Below are 19,438 nucleotides of genomic sequence, written 5' to 3'. Positions count from 1 at the left end.
GCCGCCGGCGGTAGCCGGGCCGCGCCGGTTGGTGCTACGGGCGGTTTGCGGTAACGCCACCCGGAGTGGCGACGGACGAGCCGTTGGTGGGCAGGGCCTCCGGCGTCGAGTTGGCGACGCGTCGACCCACCCCTTCGAGCACGTGCTTTCCGATCAGGTTGCCGGCCGGCAGCTCGATCGGGTACTCCCCATCGAAACACGCCCGACACAACCGGGTCTTCGGCTGCTCGGTCGCGGCGATCAGGCCAGGAAGGGAAACGAAGCCCAGCGTGTCGGCGCCGATGGAGCGCCGGATGCCGTCGTTGTCCAACCCGTTGGCCAGCAGCTCCGCCCGGGTGGCGAAGTCGATGCCGTAAAAGCACGGCCAGCTCACCGGTGGGGAGGAGATCCGGACGTGCACCTCCAGCGCCCCCGCCTCACGCAGCATCCGCACGATGGCGCGCTGGGTGTTGCCGCGCACGATCGAGTCGTCCACGACCACCAGGCGCTTGCCGCGGACGTTCTCCCGCAACGGGTTGAGCTTGAGCCGGATGCCGAGCTGACGCAGGGTCTGCGACGGCTGGATGAAGGTCCGACCCACGTACGGGTTCTTCATCAGGCCGGCGCCGTAGGTGATGCCGGAGGCCTCCGCGTACCCGATCGCGGCGGGAGTGCCCGACTCGGGCACCGGGATGACCAGGTCGGCCTCGACCGGGTGCTCCTTGGCGAGCTGCCGGCCGATCTGCACCCGCGCCGCGTGGATGTTGCGCCCGGCGATCGTGGCGTCCGGGCGGGCGATGTAGACGTACTCGAAGAGACAGCCCTTCGGCTCCGGCGCGGCGAACCGTGTCGAGCGCAGGCCGTTCTCGTCGATCGCGATCAACTCACCCGGCTCAACCTCGCGCACCACGCTGGCACCGACGATGTCCAGCGCCGCCGTCTCGCTGGCGACCACCCAGCCGCGCTCCAGGCGGCCGAGCACCAGCGGGCGGACACCGTGGGCGTCGCGGGCCGCGTAGAGGGTCGACTCGTCCATGAAGACGAAGCTGAACGCGCCGCGCAGCTGCGGCAGCACCTCCATGGCCGCCGCCTCGACCGACAGGTCCGGTCGGCTGGCGAGCAGCATCGTCACGAGGGAGGTGTCGTTCGTCGAACCGTCCGCGACGAGGCCGCGCTCGGCGACCTCCTTCTCCAGCTCGGCGGTGTTGACCAGGTTGCCGTTGTGGGCCAGCGCGATGGTCGTCCCGGAGGTGGTCGACCGGATCGTCGGCTGGGCGTTCTCCCAGTTCGACGCGCCGGTGGTGGAGTATCGCGCGTGCCCGATCGCCAGGTGACCCCGCAGGCTCGCCAGGGTGGGCTCGTCGAAGACCTGCGCCACCAGGCCGAGGTCCTTGTAGACCACCACGCCGGAACCGTCGCTCACCGCGATGCCCGCCGCCTCCTGGCCGCGGTGCTGCAGGGCGTACAGGCCGAAGTAGGTCAGATTGGCGACCTCTTCGCCGGGGGCCCAGACGCCGAAGACGCCGCAGGCATCCTGGGGGCCAGGTCGTTGGGGGTCAAGGTCGTGGCTCAGCCGGCCGTCGCCTCGGGGCACCTACCGCTCCCTCATGCTGGGTCTGGACCGGGCCGGGCGGGGATCACGGGCGGATCCACACTCCTCTGCCGGGACCACTGTCGTCGTCTGACAGTGTACGCGAATCGCCGTCAGTACAGATAGTCACGATTTCCCTGCTGAGCGTCACGCTGAGTGGGACATCCGGACGACTAGAGGGGCAGATACGCCGACAGGTCCGCGCGGTTGCCGCTCATCTGCACGCGACCGTCGGTGACCGCCTCCGCCCAGCCCACCCTGCCGGTCGCCAGCTCCAACCAGGTGTTCGGGGCCATCTCGACCACGTTTGGTGGGTTTCCTCTGGTGTGTCGAGGCCCCGGTACGCACTGGATCGCCCCGTATGGTGGTACGCGCACCTCCACCGATCGGCCGGGGGCGCGCTCCGCGAGGACGGCCAACAACGACCGGACCGCCTCGCGGAACACCGGCCGTTCGGGTGTACGCCCCTCGTCGAGCGCCGACAACGCGGCCGTAACGGCAGCGGACTTACTGTGCGGAGAGGACACGACGGGACGATACGACCCGCGGGCCAGAGACGCGACGCTGGCCCTGGGTCGCGCTCATGCAGTCGGACAAGGCATAGTTGCCGACGGCGTATTCGTACCGTGATGATCCCCGGCCCGGCGCCCCGCCGGTCAGAGGGAAGTCAGCCCGGAAGGCGGTGGACGTGTCAACACACCGACGTGCCTGGAAGCAGCGGGCCGGTGTGGTCGTAGCGCTGGTTGCCGGCGCTCTGCTCGCCGTCCCCGCCACACCGGCCATGGCCGCGCCCAACGTTACAGATGTTTCGGCTTCGCCGAGCAGTGTCGAGGCCGGCAAGACCACGAAGATCAGCTACCGGCTCTCCTTCGAGGGTGACGCGGGGCCTGCCGACATCAGTTTCAGCTCAAGCAACTCGAAGCTGACCTGTGTCGACGGATGTTCTCGCGGCCGGGTGACATCGAGTGGCACCTTCGACGCCACCTTCAAGGCCGCCGATGACGTCGCCAACGGCAGCGCCACGATCACCGTCAAGGCCACGGACTCCACCGGGGTCGTGAAGCAGAGCGAAGAGGCGTCGACCACCGTCACGCTGGTCGCCAAGGCGGTGCCACCGCCGCAGAACCAGACCGTGCGGTCGATCTCCGGCAAGGTGATCTCGCAGGCTGACAGCAAGGCGGTCGCGAACGCGGTGGTCATGCTGCGCGACAGCACCGGCCGGCAGCTCGACACCACCAGCAACGGCAGCGGCGACTTCCGCTTCACCGGCACCACCGACAAGCCGATCGCACCCGGCCGGATCGATCTCGGCGCCAGCTTCGACAACGTGGTGGCCACCAAGACCATCAACGCCGCCGCCGGACAGGCCGTCACCGGGCAGCGGATCAGCCTCGCGATCAGGGTCGAGGTGACGCCCAGCGCCACCCCGTCCGCCACCCCCGAGGCCACTCCGAGCGATGAGCCGGTCGAGGAGGGCACCGAGGAGGAGGAACCCACCGAGGAGGCCAGCCAGGGTGCTCCGGCGAACGCCGCGAACACCGAGGACAGCGGCGGCATCGGCTCGTACCTCATCATCCTGCTCGGTGGTCTTCTGGTCGCCGCCGGTGTCGGCACGATCGTGCTGCTCTGGATGAAGCGCCGGGAGAACGGCGACGACGACGCTCCGGACGCTGCCGGTGGCGGCGGTGTGGTGCCGCCCTCGCGGGGCGGATTCCGCGGTGCCGACGACCAGACCCGGGTGGTCGGCGGTCGTCCCGGCGGTGGAGCGGACCCGACGATGGTCGGTGGCGCGGCGCTGAGCGAGGCCCCGACGATGATGCACCGCCCGGTGGTCGACGACGTTCCGCCGGACCCGTACGGCGCGCCCGCGCAGGCGTACGGCGGCGCAAGCCAGCAGGGCTGGGGCGGCGCCGGCTACGGCGACGAGCCAGCACCCGGTGGTTACGGTGCCGGCGGCTACGGCAACGCGCCCGCTTCGGGTGGCGGCTACGGCGCTCCCGGCCCGGAGGGCGGCTACGGCGCCGGTGCGGCCGGTGACGGTTACGGTGCCGCGCCCGGTTCCGGTGCCGGCTACGGCGGCGCGCCCGCCTCTGGCGGCGGCTACGGCAACGCCCCGGCCTCCGGCGGTGGCTACGGCAGTCGTGACTACGACGCCCCGGGCGGCACCGCCGCCTACCCGCCGGCTCCCGCGGGCGGAGCGGCCTACGGCGAGCGGTTCGACGAGCCGACCGGCCGGTACACCGGCGACAGCACCCAGTACCCGGCCCCGGCCGACCCGTACGCCACCGGTGTCTACCAGCCGGATCAGGGGCAGGCGTACGGCCAGCCCGATCCCGCCCCGTACGGGGGTCGCGCCGCTGAGCCGACCGCGGGGTACGGCGGCCCGGAGGCTGGCGGGTACGACCAGGGTGGCTACGGCCAACCGGCCGGCGGGTACGACCAGGGCGGTTACGGCCAGGAGCCCTCGGCCCAGCGCGGCGGCGGCTACGGCCAGGAGCCCCCGGCGCAGCGCGGCGGCGGCTACGACGACCGCAGCTACGACCAGGGCGGCTACGGCCAACCGGCCGGCGGGTACGACCAGGGCGGTTACGGCCAGGAGCCCCCGGCGCAGCGCGGCGGCTACGACGACCGTGGCTACGACCAGGGCGGCTACGGCCAGCCCGCCGGGCGGAACCGACCGGACACCCCGCCGCCGACCGAGCGCGGCGGTCGCCGCCTCGACTGGCTGGACGACTGACCCCACCACAGCGCAGGGAAACGGCCACCCGGATCTCCGGGTGGCCGTTTCGTCGTGGCAGACGGCGGCCGTCCCAGGACCGACCCTGCTCCAGGCCCCGCTGTTGCAGCGCCCCTGCTCTACGCCGCCTGTTCAACGCCCACCCTGCGCTAGATCCACTCGCGTTTCAGGGAGTCGGGGTGTCCCACCGACCCGGACACCCCGATTTCCTGAAAGGCGAGTCGACCATCGCCGGCAGCAGTGACCAGGGAGGGCGGCCGGCTCGCCCCTCGCTCAGGCAGCGGAAAAGACGCCCTGGTGGAGCACCGGCACGACGTCCGACACGCCGATCCGGACGGCCACCTCGACGTCCGCGGAGAAGCCCGTCTCGGTCAACTCCCGTCCGGAGACGCTGCCCCGCACGGCGGCGGGCACATCCGGGGTGCTCGCCAGCGCGGCGAGCGCCATGGCCGCCTCCACCGAGAGCCCACCCGGTACGCCGGAGAGGGCGTCCAGCACCGACGCCGCGCCGAGTTGGTCCTCCACCGACGGGCGCAGCGACCCGTCCGGCCACTGCTCCCCCGAGGCGATCACGCCGATCGGGGCGTCCACAGTGCCGTACCCCTGGCGGCGCAGCCAACGCCCGACGGCGCGTGCGTTGCGCAGGCACGCCGCGACCACCGGCAGGCCGGTTGCGCTGGCGGCGGCGCTGATGGCGGAGCCGTTCGGCGAGGGCAGTACGAGGTCCGCCACCACGGGTGCGCTGCTCAGCGCGGCGGGCGAGAGCGACCACGGATGGTCCGGGGTCGTCTGCCGCCGCCCGACGGCAGCGGTCGCGCCGACCCGGACGGCGTACTCGGCGGCCTGCTCACCCCAGGGAAACGGGTGCACCCGCATGCCCCGGGCGACCGCCACCTCCACGGTGGTGGTGAACGACAGAACGTCCACCACCACCAGCGCCGCGCAGACCCGACCGAGCTCGGCCGCCCCGGTCAGCCCCCAGTCGAACCGGGCACCGGATCCGGGTTGGCCGTAGACAGCGGCCGTCAACGCCTCAGCGCTCGTCGGTCGACGGCTCGGTGACACCGGGGTCAGACTCGGACGCCCCACCGGGCTGTTCTGAGCCGATCGGCTCGACCGCCCCGGTCTCCGGGGAAGGACCCGACGAGGCGATCGGCTCGGAGACCACCTCGGCCGCGTCGACCGGCTCGGCCGGCTCGCCCGGCAGCGGGACGGCCTCGACCGCACCCGCCACACCGGCGGCCGGCGCGGGCACCTCGACGGCCGCCGTACCCCCGAAGAGGCGCGGCAACGTCTCGGTGTGCGCGGCGCGCAGCTCGTCCAGGCCGATCCGGAACTGGCCGTGCACCTCCAGCGCACCGCCCGACGGGTCGGTGACGCCGATCAGCTCGAACGGCACGCCCCGCTCGGCGCAGAGCGCCGCGAACGCCTTGTCGTGGCCGCGCGGCACCGAGACCAGCGCCCGCGTGGCGGACTCGCTGAACAGGTACACGAACGGCATCGAACCCTCGGCGAACTGCTCCGGCACCGCGATCCGAGCGCCGACGCCGCGCCGCAGGCAGGACTCGACAAGGCTCTGGGCGAGGCCACCGTCGGAGAGGTCGTGTGCCGAGCTGAGGTGACCGACGCGGGCCGCTTCGGCCAGCAGTTCGGCGAGCGCCTTCTCCCGCGCGAGGTCGACCTGCGGCGGGATGCCGCCGAGGTGCTCGTGCGTCACCCAGGCCCACTCCGAGCCGGACAGCTCCACGTTCGTCTCGCCGAGCAGGTAGAGCTGGTCGTGGTCGCCACCGGCGCGCGGCACGAAGCCCATGGGCACCCGGTCGGCGACGTTGTCCAGCACACCGAGCACGCCGACCACGGGGGTCGGGTGGATGGCCGCGGCACCGGTCTGGTTGTAGAAGCTGACGTTGCCGCCGGTCACCGGGATGCCCAGCTCCAGGCAGCCGTCCGCCAGGCCGCGCACGGCCTCGGCGAACTGCCACATCACGCCCGGGTCCTCCGGGGAGCCGAAGTTGAGGCAGTTGGTCACGGCGATCGGCTTCGCGCCGGTCACCGCCACGTTCCGGTACGCCTCCGCGAGGGCCAGCTTGGTGCCGTTGTACGGGTCCAGTCGGGCGTACCGGCCGTTGCCGTCCACCGACAGCGCCACACCGAGACCGGTCCGCTCGTCGATCCGGATCACGCCGCCGTCCTCCGGCTGGGCGAGCACGGTGTTGCCCAGCACGTAGCGGTCGTACTGCTCGGTGACCCAGGTCTTGTCGGCCAGGTTCGGCGACGCGATCATGCGCAGCACGGTCTCCCGCAGCGTCTCCGGGTCGGCCGGGCGGGGCAGCGTCTCGGCGCGGTCGGCCTGGAGCAGGATCAGGTCGGCGGGCTCCCGCATCGGGCGGGCGTAGACCGGGCCGTCGTCGACGAGCGAACCCGGCGGCACGTCGACGACCAGGTGGTCCTGCCAGGTGATCAGCAGTCGACCCGGGCGGCCGTCCGGCTCCGGTGCGGTGACCTCACCGATGGCGGTGGCGAGGACGCCCCACTTCTCGCAGGTCTTGAGCACCGCGTCGAGCTTGTCCGGCTCGACGACCAGCAGCATCCGCTCCTGCGACTCGCTGGCCAGGATCTCGTGCGGGTCCATGGAGGGCTCGCGCAGCGGGACCCGCTCCAGCCAGACCCGCATGCCGGTGCCGGCAGCGGCGGCGGTCTCGGTGAGCGCGCAGGTCAGGCCGGCGCCGCCGAGGTCCTGGATGCCGACGACCAGTTGGCCGTCGTACAGCTCGAGGCACGCCTCGATCAGCAGCTTCTCGGTGAACGGGTCGCCGACCTGAACGGCGGGGCGGCGGGCCTCGCTGCCCTCGTCGAAGGTGGCGCTGGCCAGCACGGACACGCCGCCGATGCCGTCGCGGCCGGTCTTGGCGCCCATCAGCACGACCACGTTGCCGGGGCCGGCGGCGGCCTTGTTCTGCAGCCGGTCGACCGGCAGGACACCGAGGCAGAGCGCGTTGAGCAGCGGGTTGCCCTGGTAGGAGGGGTCGAAGACCAGTTCGCCACCGATGTTGGGCAGGCCCAGGCAGTTGCCGTAGCCGCCGACGCCGGCGACCACGCCGGTGAGCACCCGGGCGGTGTCCGGGTGGTCTGCGGCACCGAAGCGCAGCGGGTCCATCACGGCGACCGGGCGGGCACCCATGGCGAGGATGTCGCGGACGATGCCACCGACGCCGGTCGCCGCACCCTGGTACGGCTCGACGAAGCTCGGGTGGTTGTGCGACTCGACCTTGAAGGTCACCGCCAGTTCGTCGGAGACCTGCACGACCCCGGCGTTCTCACCGATGCCGGCGAGCAGCCGGTCGCTCTGCGGGGCCTTCTCGCCGAACTGGCGCAGGTGCACCTTGCTCGACTTGTAGGAGCAGTGCTCGCTCCACATGATCGAATACATGGCCAGCTCGGACTGCGTGGGCCGGCGGCCGAGGATCTGCCGGATCCGGTCGTACTCGTCGTCACGCAGGCCCAGCTCGGTGTACGGCTGAAGCTCGCCCGGGGTGCCACCGGCGCGCGGCACGGTGTCCACGCCCTCGGCCCAGACGGCGGTGGCCGGCTGGGCGGGAGCGGTCGCGGGCGCGACCGGCTGGGCCGGGCTCGGCTCGGTCGGCTGCACCGGGGCGGAGTACGCCTCCGGGGTGTCGCGTACCGGGTCCGGATGGGTGGTCATGACCTCTCCTCGCTGCGCTGGTGCCCGCCGGAGCCGCTGCTCGCACTCATGCCGGCGCCCCGACCAGGTGCTTGAGGGCCGACGTGAAGAAGCCGAGGCCGTCCAGCGAAGGGCCGGTGAGCGCCTCCACCGCGTGCTCGGGGTGCGGCATGATGCCGACCACGTTGCCGGCGGCGTTGGTGATCGCGGCGATGTCGCGCTGGGACCCGTTGGGGTTGCCGCCGACGTAGCGGGCGACCACCCGGCCCTCGCCTTCGAGCTGGTCCAGCGTCGCGGTGTCCGCGACGTAGCAGCCCTCGCCGTTCTTGACCGGGATGAGCACCTCCTGGCCGGGCTGGAACGCGTTGGTCCACGCCGTCCCGACCGACTCGATGCGCAGGACCTGGTCCCGGTTGCGGAAGTGCAGGTGCTGGTTGCGGGTGAGCGCTCCGGGAAGCAGGTGCGCCTCGCACAGGATCTGGAAACCGTTGCAGATGCCGAGCACCGGCAGACCACCCCGGGCGGCGTCCACGATCGTCTCCATCACCGGGGCGAACCGGGCGATGGCACCGCACCGCAGGTAGTCACCGTAGGAGAACCCGCCCGGCAGGACGACCGCGTCGACCCCGTGCAGCTGGGGGTCACCGTGCCAGAGCCGGACCGGCTCAGCGCCGGCGATCCGGACGGCCCGGGCCGCATCCCCGTCGTCGAGCGAGCCGGGGAAGGTGACCACACCGACCCGGGCGGTCACGAGCGGGCATCCGCGGTCTCGTCGGCCTCGACCAGGCGGACGGTGAAGTCCTCGATGACCGGGTTGGCGAGCAGTTTGTCGGCAATTTCCCGAGCGCGGTCCAGGTCCGGTTCACCGGTGAACTCGATCTCGATCCGCCTGCCGATCCGAACCGAGGCGACGTCACTGACGCCGAGCCGGGGCAGCGCGTTTGCGACGGCCTGGCCCTGCGGATCGAGGATCTCGGGCTTGAGCATGACGTCGACGACGACGCGAGGCACTGGGCACTCCTGACTGTGTACGCAGTTGGGTGCCGACCCACAATGGGCGAGCGCAGCCAGCGTACCTGGCAGATATCGCCGCGGGCGCACCGGCCGGCTGGAGTTCAGGCAGTGCTCAACACTACCGGCACCCAGGGTGGCCCGTCAGGCGCTACAGGTGGCCTCAGCAGGACATATACGGCGCAGCGGGTGGCTGAATCGTTACATTGATCAAACTCGATCAGATCCTTGATAATGATCGCGGCGGGACCTACTGTACATCGACGTAGGTCGATTCAGGCGGCCCACGGGAATCCCCGTTGCCGCCCCATCCGCACCCGGCGACCCCGGGTCCGCCCCGCCCAAGGAGTCCACCCGATGCGCATCCGCCCCCTGCTCGCCGTCCTCAGCACCGCACTGGTCGGCGCCCTCGGCGTCACGTCCGCAGCGTCCGCCACCCCGCCCAGCCCGCTCATCATCGGCGGCAGCACCGTCACGTCCGCACCCTGGGCCGCCGCGGTGCTCAGCAACGGCTCGTTCACCTGCTCCGGCAGCGTCATCGCCCCGCAGTGGGTGCTCACCGCCCGGCACTGCATCAGCGGCACCATGTCGGTACGCATCGGAAGCGTGAACCGCACCTCCGGCGGGGTCACCCGCACGGTCAGCGCCACCTACACCCGCTACGACCTCGCGCTCATGCGGCTCTCCAGCACCGTCAGCACCTCGACGGTGAGCCTGGCCAGCAGCAACCCGCCGATCAACTCGACGAACTCGATCTACGGCTGGGGCATGACCTGCTACAGCGGCTGCTCGGCGTCCACCCAGCTGAAGACCGCCAGCGTGCGGGTGACCAGCAACAGCGTCACCGACGCGTACGGCGGCCAGGCGATCCGCAGCACCCGGATCAACGGCAACGCCTGGCGTGGTGACTCCGGCGGCCCGCAGTTCTACAACGGCCAGCAGGTTGGCGTCGCGTCCACCGCCGACGGGTCGAGCATCCAGAACTACGGCAGTGTTGCGTACAACCGGGCCTGGATCACCTCGGTGGCCGGTGTCTGACGGTTAGCGCCCGGCGCGGCGCGGATGGTCGGCCACGTGCCGGCCGTCCGCGCCGCGCTGTTTTGCAGCATCCGATCAGGTGAACAATGCACACGATCGGGTCGCGCCACTCCTGACAGCATCGGAAACGTGCTGGTCGTGACGACAGAGCAACTGCCCGGCTACGAGATCCGCCAGATTCTCGGTGAGGTGGTGTCATCGATGGCCAGGACGCGCAACCCGTACCGCGAGGGGGTCAAGAACCTGCGCGGCGGCGCGTACGACCCGATGGCCCCGGACAACCTGACCCGGTGGCGCACCGACTCGGTGGCCCGCCTCGGCGAGGAGGCCCTGCGGCTGGGCGCGAACGCGGTGATCGGCATGCGGTTCGACAGCCGGGACTGCGGCGAGATGTGGATGGAGATCTGCGCGTACGGGACGGCCGTGGTCGCCGTACCCAAGATGCCCGAGGTCATGCCGGCCGACCAGCCGGTGGTCGCCGCGGAGACCGCGGAGCCGGCGGGCTTCACCGGATCTCCCGGCGGCATCGCCGAACCGGCCAGCGCCCCCAACCTGAGAACCGCCGCCGAAACCCCAACCGGCGAGTAAGGCACCGCCCACCCTCGCCCCTTCCGCCCTCCGCCTGTCAAGCCGGGCCGGTGATCATGAGGTTGGCGGGCGGGCAGGGCCCGAAACCATCCGTCAACCTCATGATCGACGCGCTCGGCCCGGCGGGGCGGGGCGGGGGTTAGAGGATGGGGGGCGGGCTGTAGGTGGCGGCGTCGGGGTGGGTTTCCACCACCTTGGTGATCCGGCGGGTGACCGCTGCTACCTGGGCTTGGGCGGCACCGACGAAGGCGTTGCGGTCGGCGACCAGGGTGTCGATGTCGGCGCGGGACAGGCCGAGTCGGCCGTCCGCCGCCAGGCGGTCGAAGAGGTCGTTCTCCGGGGCGCCCTTCTCGCGCATCGCCAGGGCCACCGCTACCGCGTGCTCCTTGATCACCTCGTGGGCGACCTCCCGGCCGACGCCCCGACGGACCGCCGCGACCAGGATCTTCGTGGTGGCCAGGAACGGCAGGAAACGCTCCAGCTCCCGGTTGATCACCGCTGGGTACGCGCCGAACTCGTCGAGCACGGTGAGGAACGTCTGGAACAGCCCGTCGGCGGCGAAGAACGCGTCCGGCAGCGCCACCCGGCGGACCACCGAGCAGGAAACGTCCCCCTCGTTCCACTGGTCACCGGCCAACTCGCCGACCATCGACAGGTAACCCCGGATGATCACGGCGAAGCCGTTCACCCGCTCCGACGAGCGGGTGTTCATCTTGTGCGGCATCGCGCTGGAACCGACCTGGCCCGGCTTGAAGCCCTCGGTCGCCAACTCCTGGCCGACCATCAACCGGATCGTGGTGGCCAGCGACGACGGCGCGGCGGCGGTCTGCGCCAGCGCGGCCAGCACGTCGAAGTCGAGTGAACGCGGGTAGACCTGCCCGACGCTGTCCAGCACCCGCGAGAACCCCAGGTGCTCAGCGACCCGCCGCTCCAACTCGGCCACCTTGTCGGCGTCGCCGTCGAAGAGGTCGAGCTGGTCGGCTGCCGTGCCGACCGGCCCCTTGATCCCCCGCAGCGGGTAGCGGGCGATCAGCTCCTCCAGCCGCTCGTACGCGATCAGCAGCTCCTCCGCCGCCGACGCGAAGCGCTTGCCCAGCGTGGTGGCCTGGGCCGCGACGTTGTGCGAACGACCGGTCATGACCAGCTCGGAGTGCTCGTACGCCAGGAAGGCGAGCCGGGCCAGGGTGGCCACCACCCGATCCCGGATCAGCTCCAGCGAGGCGCGTACCTGTAGCTGCTCGACGTTCTCGGTGAGATCCCGGGAGGTCATCCCCTTGTGCACGTGCTCGTGCCCGGCGAGCGCGCTGAACTCCTCGATCCGGGCCTTCACGTCGTGCCGGGTGACCCGCTCCCGCTGCGCGATCGAGGCGAGGTCGACCTGGTCGAGCACCCGCTCGTACGCCTCGACCACGCCGTCCGGCACCGGCACGCCCAGGTCGCGCTGGGCGCGGAGCACGGCGAGCCAGAGCCGCCGCTCCATCCGCACCTTCTCCTCCGGGGACCAGAGGGCTGCCAGTTCGGGCGAGGCGTACCGGTTGGCCAGCACGTTGGGGATCGTCGTCACGTACCTCATTGTCCCGCACCCGCTGGTGGACGCCGGGACCGGGCCGGGGGTGCTCAGGTCGTCAGGGGCGGTTCAGCTCGTAGACGGTGACCGGGCCGGCGACCAGCCGGACCTGCGCCAACCCGGCCAGCTCCGCCGACACCGCGCCCGCTCTGCTGTCGGCAAAGAGCCACCGCACCCCGTGCTCGGTGCGGAGCCGGTCCAGGTCCGCCCGGGTCGGCCTGCTGAACACCCCGTCGTTGAGCGCGAGCAACGCCTGATCGGGGAAGTTCTGTCGGGCGTACCCGAGGTTCTCGACGCCGTGCGCGGCCACCACCTCGTCGGTGTAGCCCCAGCTCTCCACCACCGTGCGGTGCCCGCCCAGGCCGGTCACCCAGAACGCGCGGGCGTCGCAGTGCGGGGTGGTCCGCACCGGCCGGCAGTGCACGTTGGTGGCGACCACGTCGTCGTCGGCGGCGTTGTCGTCCAGCCACAGCGCCGCGCGCATCTCGTCGGCGGTCAGCGCGTACGGCTGCGGCCCGGTCGCCGGCACCGGCTCGGTCAGCACCGAACGGACGGTCCCGCCCACGACGACGGCGGCGCTGGCACCGAGCATCGCCGCGGTGACCCCGGCCAGGGCGATCGCCGCCGCCCTCCGACGACCCGCCGGGACCGGCGACGGAACGCGGCGCCGCCACAGGGCGGCCACCCCTACGGCGAGCGCGGCGGCCACCGCCACGAACAGCACGTACCGGGCCGCCGAGAGACCCAGCACCCGCAGCCAGCCCTCGACGGTCGAGGTGGTGGGGGTGCCGGGGCGGCTGATCCTCGGCACGGCGAAACCCACCACCGTGCCGGCCGTGGCGAGCCCGGCCAGCGCGCCGGCCACGGCGGGCACCACCAGCACCGGCCAGGGCGCCCGGGCCTGGGCGAGGGACCAGGTGGTCAGCACGACACCGACCGGGATGACCCCCATCCAGAAGTAGATCTGACTGATCGACGGGTGCTGGAACACCCAGGTGGCTCCCGCCCCGGCCAGTACCGTGCCGGCGAGCAGCCAGACGGCCGGGTCGGCCCGGTGCCCACCGTCGACGAGCAGGCCCATGCCCACCCACCGGGGCGCCTGACCCAGCACCCACCAGGCGACCACGGCGAACGCCAGCAGCCAGCCGAGAACACCACCGTCGTTGATGCCCGGCGGCAGCGGCGCGCTCGGCCAGATTCCGTCACCCGTGCCGAGAGTCTCCGCGTACGGGGCGATGAAGTGCAGCAACGCCAACGCCTGCACGCGTAACGTGCCCGCCCCGCCACCGGCAAACAGCCGGAAACCGAGCGCCATCGCCGCCACCAGGCAGGCCAGCGCCACCAGTGCCGGTCGGGGGGCCTGCCGCCTGCGCCACCAGAACACGACGACGGTGAGACCCAGGCCGGCGATCAGCGGCGGCAACGCACTGGACTTCGCCCCGGCACAGACCAGCCCGAGCACCGGAACCAGCGGCCAGGCCGCGCCGAGGGACCGCCCCCGGGCCACGTCGACCACCAGCCCGGCGAGCAGCAGCAGCGGCACCAGCGCGTACGTCTGGGAAGGGCTGGCGTACGACAGCGGCATCTCGCCGGACGCGCCGACCGGCGAGCCGAGCGTGACAGTGGTCCCGGTGAAGGCGGCGAGGGCGGCCACCGGGCCGGCCCAGACGGTCCCGCTCAGGTCGCGGGCGAGCCCGGCCGCGAGCAGCACCGCCGTACCGATCACCGGCACCAGCCAGAGTCGCAGCAGCACCACCGCCGGCGAGATTCCGGTGATCATGCTGCCGCTGGCGATGTGCGCGTCGGACAGGTAGTGGTAGCGCAGCGCCTCCCCGGCCACGTGCGGCAACTCGAATGGCATCGCCCGGGTCAGCTCCTGCACCAGACCCAGGTGGTAGAGCACGTCCTGGTAGTAGCCGCCGTACACCGGCGGCAGCGGAACCATCCGCCACTGGGTGTACCCCCAGGCCAGCACCGTCAGCAGCGCCACGCCCATCCCCCAGTGCCAGGCCAGCGGCAGTGGACGGCGCTCGCCGACCCGCCAGTGCCGGCGCAGCCCGGGGACGGCGGCGAACGCGACGAGGACGGGCAGCGGCCACCACCGCAACACGGACTGCTGACCGGTCGCCGCGGCCAACGCCCAGGCGATGATCTCCAACAGCAGACCGGTGGCCGCGCCGTAGCCGAGGTCCTCCGGGAGGTTGCCCCGGCTGCCGCGCAGCGCGCGGTGCACCAGAGTCCCGGGAAGCACCAACGCGAGGACCCAGTACGCGCCGAACCGGGCGAGGTCCAAGCCGGGCACGCCGCCGCGGGACCAGACCACGAACAGCGCGGCGATCACCAGCGCCCACGGGAGCGTGCTGAGGAGCGGTACGAGAACGGTCCGACGCGACGTCGGGGTCGGGGTGTCGATCCGCTCGGCCACCAGGGTGTCAGCCACGGACGCCGACCACCGAATCGAAGCTCGGCGTACGGTCGTCGCCCCGTGCGACGGGCTTCGCACCCGCTGCCTCATCCCGCTCATCCCGGGAGTCGAACCCGATGTGGAACGCGGGCCGGTTCTGCACCGTGGCGTAGATCCGGCCGACGTAGTCGCCCAACAGGCCGAGGCAGATCAACTGCACCCCACTGAGCAGCAGCACGGCGACGAACATCGACGTCCAGCCGGGGATGGTGGCGCCGGAGACGTGCACGACCATGCCGAACACGATCAGCGCGAGGCAGAGCAGGAAGCTGGACATCCCCAGCCAGGTGGCCAGGCGCAGTGGCGCGGCGGAGAAGTTCGCGGTGCTCTCCCAGGCCAGGGCCAACATCCGGCGCAGCGGATACTTCGTCTCGCCGGCGGCGCGGGCCTCCCGGTCGTAGCGCACCTCGGCGCTGGGGAAGCCGAGCGACGGCACCAGCAGCCGGTAGACCGGGGCGCGTTCGGGCAACCGGCGCAGCACCTCGATCACGTCCCGGCTGAGCAACCGGAAGTCGCCGGCCTGCGCGGGCAGGTCGACGCCGACGAGCCGGCGCATCGCCCAGTAGTAGCCGCGGGCGGTGTTGCGCTTGAACATCGTGTCGGTGCTGCGGTCGGCGCGTACGCCGTAGACGACATCCACCCCGTCCTCGCGGGCGACCCGGAGCATCTCGGCGATGGTCTCCGGCGGATCCTGGAGATCGGCGTCGAGGCTGACCACCCACTGGCCGACGGCCCGGTGCAGGCCGGCGGTCAACGCCGCCTGGTGGCCACTGTTGCGCCGCAGCCGGAGCACCCGCAGTTGCGGCCAGTCCCGGCCGTGGTCGAAGAGCGCCGACACGGTGTCGTCCCGGCTGCCGTCGTCGACGGCGACCACCTCGTAGTCGACGGCGAGCGCGTCGAGCACCGGTCGCAGCCGGGCGACCAGCGCCGGGATGACCGCAGCCTCGTTGAACATCGGGATGACCACGGAGAGGGTGGTCGTCCGGCTGAGGGCTGACTCCACGGTGACACGCCCCGTTCCGCACGCAGGAGTGAGCAGTTCCCGCGCCGAGAGCGCGGCAACGATCACCATCGCGTGGTAAACCCTCCGCCAGCGGACCAACTCCTGAACGGTCCGTTAACGCCCGCCGGCAGGCGTCCCGATAAGGGACGGACCGTCGTGCGTTCAGCGCTCCAGGATGGCTGTCACGCCCTGACCGCCGGCGGCGCAGATGGAGATCAGCCCGCGTCCGCTGCCCTTCTCGGCCAACAGTTTGGCCAGTGTGGCGACGATCCGCCCGCCGGTGGCGGCGAACGGGTGCCCGGCGGCCAGCGACGAGCCGTTGACGTTGAGCCGGTCGGTGTCGATAGCGCCCAGCGGTGTGTCCAGGCCGAGCCGGTCCTTGCAGAACTCCGGCGACTCCCAGGCGGCGAGGGTGGCCAGCACCTGCGAGGCGAACGCCTCGTGGATCTCGTAGTAGTCGAAGTCCTGCAAGGTCAGGTCGGCGCGGGCGAGCATCCGGGGGACCGCGTACGCGGGAGCCATCAGCAGACCCTCGTCGCCGTGGACGAAGTCCACCGCCGCCGTCTCCGACCAGCTGAACCAGGCCAGCACCGGCAGGTTGTGCGCCGCCGCCCACTCCTCGCTGGCCAGCAGCACAGTGGACGCGCCGTCGGTGAGGGGCGACGAGTTGCCGGCGGTCATGGTGGCGTGCTCGGCGTCCGGGCCACGGGTGCCGAAGACCGGCTTCAGTGAGCCGAGCTTCTCCACGCTGGTGTCCGGGCGCAGGTTCGCGTCGCGGGTGAGTCCCAGGTACGGCGTCATCAGGTCGTCGAAGAAGCCCCGCTCGTACGCGGCGGCGAGCCGCTGGTGCGAGCGCAGCGCCAACTCGTCCTGGGATCGCCTGTCGATCTGCCAACGCAGCGCGGTGCGGGCGGCGTGCTCACCCATGGACAGGCCGGTACGCGGCTCGGCGTTGCGCGGAATGTCCGGCTTGAACGGCTGGAGCGGGCGCAGCTTCGCCGCGATCTTGAGCCGTTCGCCCAGGGTACGGGCGCTGTTGAGCTTGAGCAGCGTCCGGCGCATCTCCTCGTTGACCGCGAGCGGGGCGTCGGAGGTGGTGTCGACGCCGCCGGCGATGCCCACGTCGAGCTGGCCGAGGGCGATCTTGTTGGCGACCAGGATCGTCGCCTCCAGGCCGGTGCCGCACGCCTGCTGGATGTCGTACGCCGGGGTGTGCGGGTCGAGCCGGGAGCCGAGGACGACCTCGCGGGTGAGGTTGAAGTCGCGGGAGTGCTTGAGCACCGCGCCGGTCACCACCTCGCCGACCCGCTGCCCGGCCAGGCCGTAGCGGGCGATCAGGCCGTCGAGCGCCGCGCCGAGCAGGTCCGCGTTCGACGCGTCCGCGTAGCGGGAGTTGGAACGGGCGAAGGGGATGCGGTTGCCCCCGATGACCGCGACCCGCCGGATGCTCTGCACGATCCGCCTCCTCAAGATGTGTTGCTCAAACCCTACTCGCCAGTAGGCTACGCCCATGACCGACAGGTACGCGAGCTTCGTCCAATCGGCCGCCGGCCGCGCGCTGGTCAAGCGCCTCGGGCTGCCCGACCCGCCCCGACTGCGCCGGCACCACCCCGGCGACCCGCTGCTGCCCGGGCCGGCACTGCTCGGCGCGGCCTCCGGCGGCCGGCTCGCCGAGCCGCTCGCCAAGATGCTGACCGCCGCCGGGGTCGAGCTGACCGACCCGGCCGCCACCGGGCAGCGGTACGGGGCACTGCTCTTCGACGCCACCGGGGTCACCGACTCGACCGAGCTGCGCCAGCTCTACGACTTCTTCCACCCGCAGGCCCGAGCAGTGCTGCCCAGCGGTCGGGTGGTCGTTCTGGGCACGCCCCCGCGGGAGTGCGCGACACCCCGCGAGGCGACGGCCCAGCGCGCCCTCGAAGGGCTGGTCCGCAGCATCGGCAAGGAATTCGGCCGGGGCACCACCGCGCAACTCGTCTACGTGAACCGCGCCGACGGCACCGCGGACGACCCGGCACTCGCAGCGGGCACGGTCACCAGCCTCGAATCGACCATCCGTTTCCTGCTGTCCGGGCGGTCCGCGTACGTGTCGGGGCAGGTCGTCCGGGTCGGCAGCGGCACGGCGAGCGCCCCGGCCGACTGGGACCGCCCACTGGACGGTCAGGTGGTGCTGGTCACCGGCGCCGCGCGGGGCATCGGCGCGGCGCTGGCCAAGGTGCTGGCCCGCGACGGCGCGACGGTGGTGGCCCTGGACATCCCGGCGGCCGGCGACGCGCTCGCCGCGGTGGCGAACGACATCGGCGGCACCGCCGTCCAACTCGACCTGACCGCGCCGGACGCGCCGACCCGACTCGCCGAGCACCTGGCCAGCCGGCACGGCCGGGTCGACGTGGTGGTGCACAACGCCGGCATCACCCGGGACAAGACGCTCGGCCGGATGGACGCCGACCGGTGGGACCAGGTCATCGACGTCAACCTCTCCAGCCAGGAGCGGATCAACGACGTGCTGCTGGAGCGGGAGCTGATCCCGACCGGCGGACGGATCATCTCGGTCTCCTCGATCGCCGGGATCGCCGGCAACCGGGGGCAGACCAACTACGCCACCAGCAAGGCGGGCGTGATCGGGTTGGTCGACTCGCTGGCCCCGACCCTGCGCGAACGGGGGATCAGCGTCAACGCGGTGGCCCCAGGCTTCATCGAGACCCGGCTGACCGCGCGCATCCCGCTGGTGGTCCGCGAGGCGGGCCGGCGGATGAACAGCCTGGCCCAGGGCGGGTTGCCGGTGGACGTGGCCGAGACGATCGGTTGGCTGGCCTGGCCGGCCAGCGGCGCGGTCAGCGGAAACGTGGTCCGGGTGTGCGGGCAGAGCCTGCTGGGGGCGTGATGGGCGGGCAGCCGGGACCGGGCGGTCGTACCCGTGTCGAGCTGGCTCGGATGCCGGCGGCCGGGGCGCTGCACCGACGGGCGTTGCTCGGCGCGCTGCCGGGCCTCGGGGGCGGGCGGCGCGGGCCCGACCTGCCGGCGGTCGAGTTGACGGTGGGCGGGGTGACCGTCGACCGGGGACGGCTGGCCGACTACGACCGGGTCTGCGGGTTCCGGCTGAGCGATCGGCTGCCCGCGACGTTTCCGCACGTCATGGGCTTCCCGCTGGCCCTGCGCCTGATGACCGCGCCGGACTTCCCCGTCCCGCTGCTCGGCCTGGTGCACGTCGGCAACCGGATCACCGTGCACCGCCCGATCACCGCCGACGAGACCCTCAACTTCACCACGTACGCGGAGAACCTGCGCCCACACGACAGGGGGCGGCAGGTCGACGTGGTGCTGGTCGGCTCGGTCGACGGTGCGGAGGTGTGGCGCGGCGTCTCGACGTACCTCGGTCGGGAGCGCACGCCCGGCGGACGCGACCGGGGCGAGCGTCCCGCGCCGCCGACGGCCACCGCCCGCTGGCGGGTGGAACCGCGCGTCGGTACGGAGTACGCGCGGGTCTCCGGCGACCACAACCCGATCCACACGTCCCGACTCGGGGCGCGGCTGTTCGGTTTCCGCCGGCCGATCGCGCACGGCATGTGGAGCAAGGCGCGCTGCCTGGCCGCGCTGGAGGCCCGACTGCCCGACGCGTACACCGTCGAGGTCGCCTTCAAGCTGCCCGTGCCGCTACCGAGCACGGTGAGCTTCGCGCTGCTGCCGGACGGCAGGTTCACACTGCACGACTCGCGTGGCCGACCGCACCTGGCGGGTCACCTGCGCTGAGCGCACCGAACCGTCCCGTGCGCTGATG

The 19,438-nt window shown here is 72.2% G+C and carries 15 protein-coding genes; 5 read left to right on the top strand and 10 right to left on the bottom strand.

The window, feature by feature from the left end:
* Positions 1-34: 34 nt before the first annotated feature.
* Together purF and QSK15_RS01635 are read right to left on the bottom strand one after the other, a co-directional pair.
* Complete coding sequence (gene purF, locus QSK15_RS01640; protein ID WP_210858206.1) at positions 35-1,573, bottom strand: amidophosphoribosyltransferase; 1,539 nt, start codon at positions 1,571-1,573, stop codon at positions 35-37.
* A gap of 170 nt (positions 1,574-1,743) precedes the next feature.
* On the bottom strand, positions 1,744-2,097 hold the full coding sequence (locus tag QSK15_RS01635) for a sterol carrier family protein (protein ID WP_030332202.1): 354 nt from the start codon (positions 2,095-2,097) through the stop codon (positions 1,744-1,746).
* A 161-nt stretch (positions 2,098-2,258) separates the two neighbouring features.
* Between QSK15_RS01635 and QSK15_RS01630 the strand changes: the two genes are divergently transcribed.
* The gene (locus QSK15_RS01630) at positions 2,259-4,307 is read left to right on the top strand and encodes a hypothetical protein (RefSeq protein ID WP_285792573.1); all 2,049 of its coding nucleotides are present in this window, start codon (positions 2,259-2,261) and stop codon (positions 4,305-4,307) included.
* A 273-nt stretch (positions 4,308-4,580) separates the two neighbouring features.
* Here QSK15_RS01630 and QSK15_RS01625 read toward each other — a convergent pair whose 3' ends face one another.
* Genes QSK15_RS01625 through purS form a run of 4 tightly spaced genes read right to left on the bottom strand, consistent with a single transcriptional unit; the run spans position 4,581 to position 9,000 of the window.
* Positions 4,581-5,336 (bottom strand): 2-phosphosulfolactate phosphatase, encoded by a 756-nt coding sequence (locus QSK15_RS01625; protein WP_285794295.1) that lies wholly within the window; start codon positions 5,334-5,336, stop codon positions 4,581-4,583.
* A gap of 4 nt (positions 5,337-5,340) precedes the next feature.
* Positions 5,341-8,010, bottom strand: a complete 2,670-nt coding sequence (gene purL, locus QSK15_RS01620) for a phosphoribosylformylglycinamidine synthase subunit PurL (RefSeq protein WP_285792572.1) — start codon at positions 8,008-8,010, stop codon at positions 5,341-5,343.
* Between the two features lie 46 nt (positions 8,011-8,056).
* Positions 8,057-8,740 carry a phosphoribosylformylglycinamidine synthase subunit PurQ gene (gene purQ, locus QSK15_RS01615; RefSeq protein WP_030332195.1) on the bottom strand — a complete coding sequence of 228 codons (684 nt, stop codon included), beginning with the start codon at positions 8,738-8,740 and terminating at the stop codon, positions 8,057-8,059.
* Positions 8,737-9,000 carry a phosphoribosylformylglycinamidine synthase subunit PurS gene (gene purS, locus QSK15_RS01610; RefSeq protein WP_030332194.1) on the bottom strand — a complete coding sequence of 88 codons (264 nt, stop codon included), beginning with the start codon at positions 8,998-9,000 and terminating at the stop codon, positions 8,737-8,739. The genes purQ and purS overlap by 4 nt, the downstream gene beginning before the upstream one ends.
* Before the next feature lie 357 nt (positions 9,001-9,357).
* On the opposite strand from purS, the gene QSK15_RS01605 reads away from it, so the two are divergent.
* Both QSK15_RS01605 and QSK15_RS01600 read left to right on the top strand, forming a co-directional pair.
* A complete protein-coding gene (locus QSK15_RS01605; RefSeq protein ID WP_285792571.1) occupies positions 9,358-10,038 on the top strand; it encodes a S1 family peptidase in 681 nt (226 codons plus the stop codon).
* A 24-nt stretch (positions 10,039-10,062) separates the two neighbouring features.
* Complete coding sequence (locus tag QSK15_RS01600; RefSeq protein WP_285792570.1) at positions 10,063-10,626, top strand: YbjQ family protein; 564 nt, start codon at positions 10,063-10,065, stop codon at positions 10,624-10,626.
* A 139-nt stretch (positions 10,627-10,765) separates the two neighbouring features.
* On the opposite strand, the gene purB is transcribed toward QSK15_RS01600, so the two are convergent.
* The 4 genes from purB to QSK15_RS01580 form a co-directional block, all read right to left on the bottom strand.
* On the bottom strand, positions 10,766-12,190 hold the full coding sequence (gene purB / locus QSK15_RS01595) for an adenylosuccinate lyase (RefSeq protein ID WP_285792569.1): 1,425 nt from the start codon (positions 12,188-12,190) through the stop codon (positions 10,766-10,768).
* Positions 12,191-12,251: 61 nt separating this feature from the next.
* A complete protein-coding gene (locus tag QSK15_RS01590) occupies positions 12,252-14,633 on the bottom strand; it encodes a hypothetical protein (protein ID WP_285792568.1) in 2,382 nt (793 codons plus the stop codon).
* Positions 14,626-15,729 (bottom strand): glycosyltransferase family 2 protein, encoded by a 1,104-nt coding sequence (locus tag QSK15_RS01585; protein ID WP_285792567.1) that lies wholly within the window; start codon positions 15,727-15,729, stop codon positions 14,626-14,628. The genes QSK15_RS01590 and QSK15_RS01585 overlap by 8 nt, the downstream gene beginning before the upstream one ends.
* Positions 15,730-15,822: 93 nt before the next feature.
* Complete coding sequence (locus tag QSK15_RS01580) at positions 15,823-17,115, bottom strand: acetyl-CoA C-acetyltransferase (RefSeq protein WP_285792566.1); 1,293 nt, start codon at positions 17,113-17,115, stop codon at positions 15,823-15,825.
* Positions 17,116-17,170: 55 nt separating this feature from the next.
* On the opposite strand from QSK15_RS01580, the gene QSK15_RS01575 reads away from it, so the two are divergent.
* Entirely contained in the window at positions 17,171-18,544 is a 1,374-nt protein-coding gene (locus QSK15_RS01575; RefSeq protein WP_285792565.1) for a 3-oxoacyl-ACP reductase, read from the top strand.
* The gene (locus QSK15_RS01570; RefSeq protein ID WP_285792564.1) at positions 18,544-19,410 is read left to right on the top strand and encodes a MaoC/PaaZ C-terminal domain-containing protein; all 867 of its coding nucleotides are present in this window, start codon (positions 18,544-18,546) and stop codon (positions 19,408-19,410) included. The genes QSK15_RS01575 and QSK15_RS01570 overlap by 1 nt, the downstream gene beginning before the upstream one ends.
* The last annotated feature ends 28 nt before the right edge of the window (positions 19,411-19,438 follow it).

Origin of the sequence: Micromonospora sp. NBRC 107095, assembly GCF_030269705.1 — a bacterium.
GTDB lineage: Bacteria > Actinomycetota > Actinomycetes > Mycobacteriales > Micromonosporaceae > Micromonospora > Micromonospora parva.
Note: the sequence above shows the minus strand (reverse complement) of the source record. Positions and strands in the feature narration are given on the sequence as shown.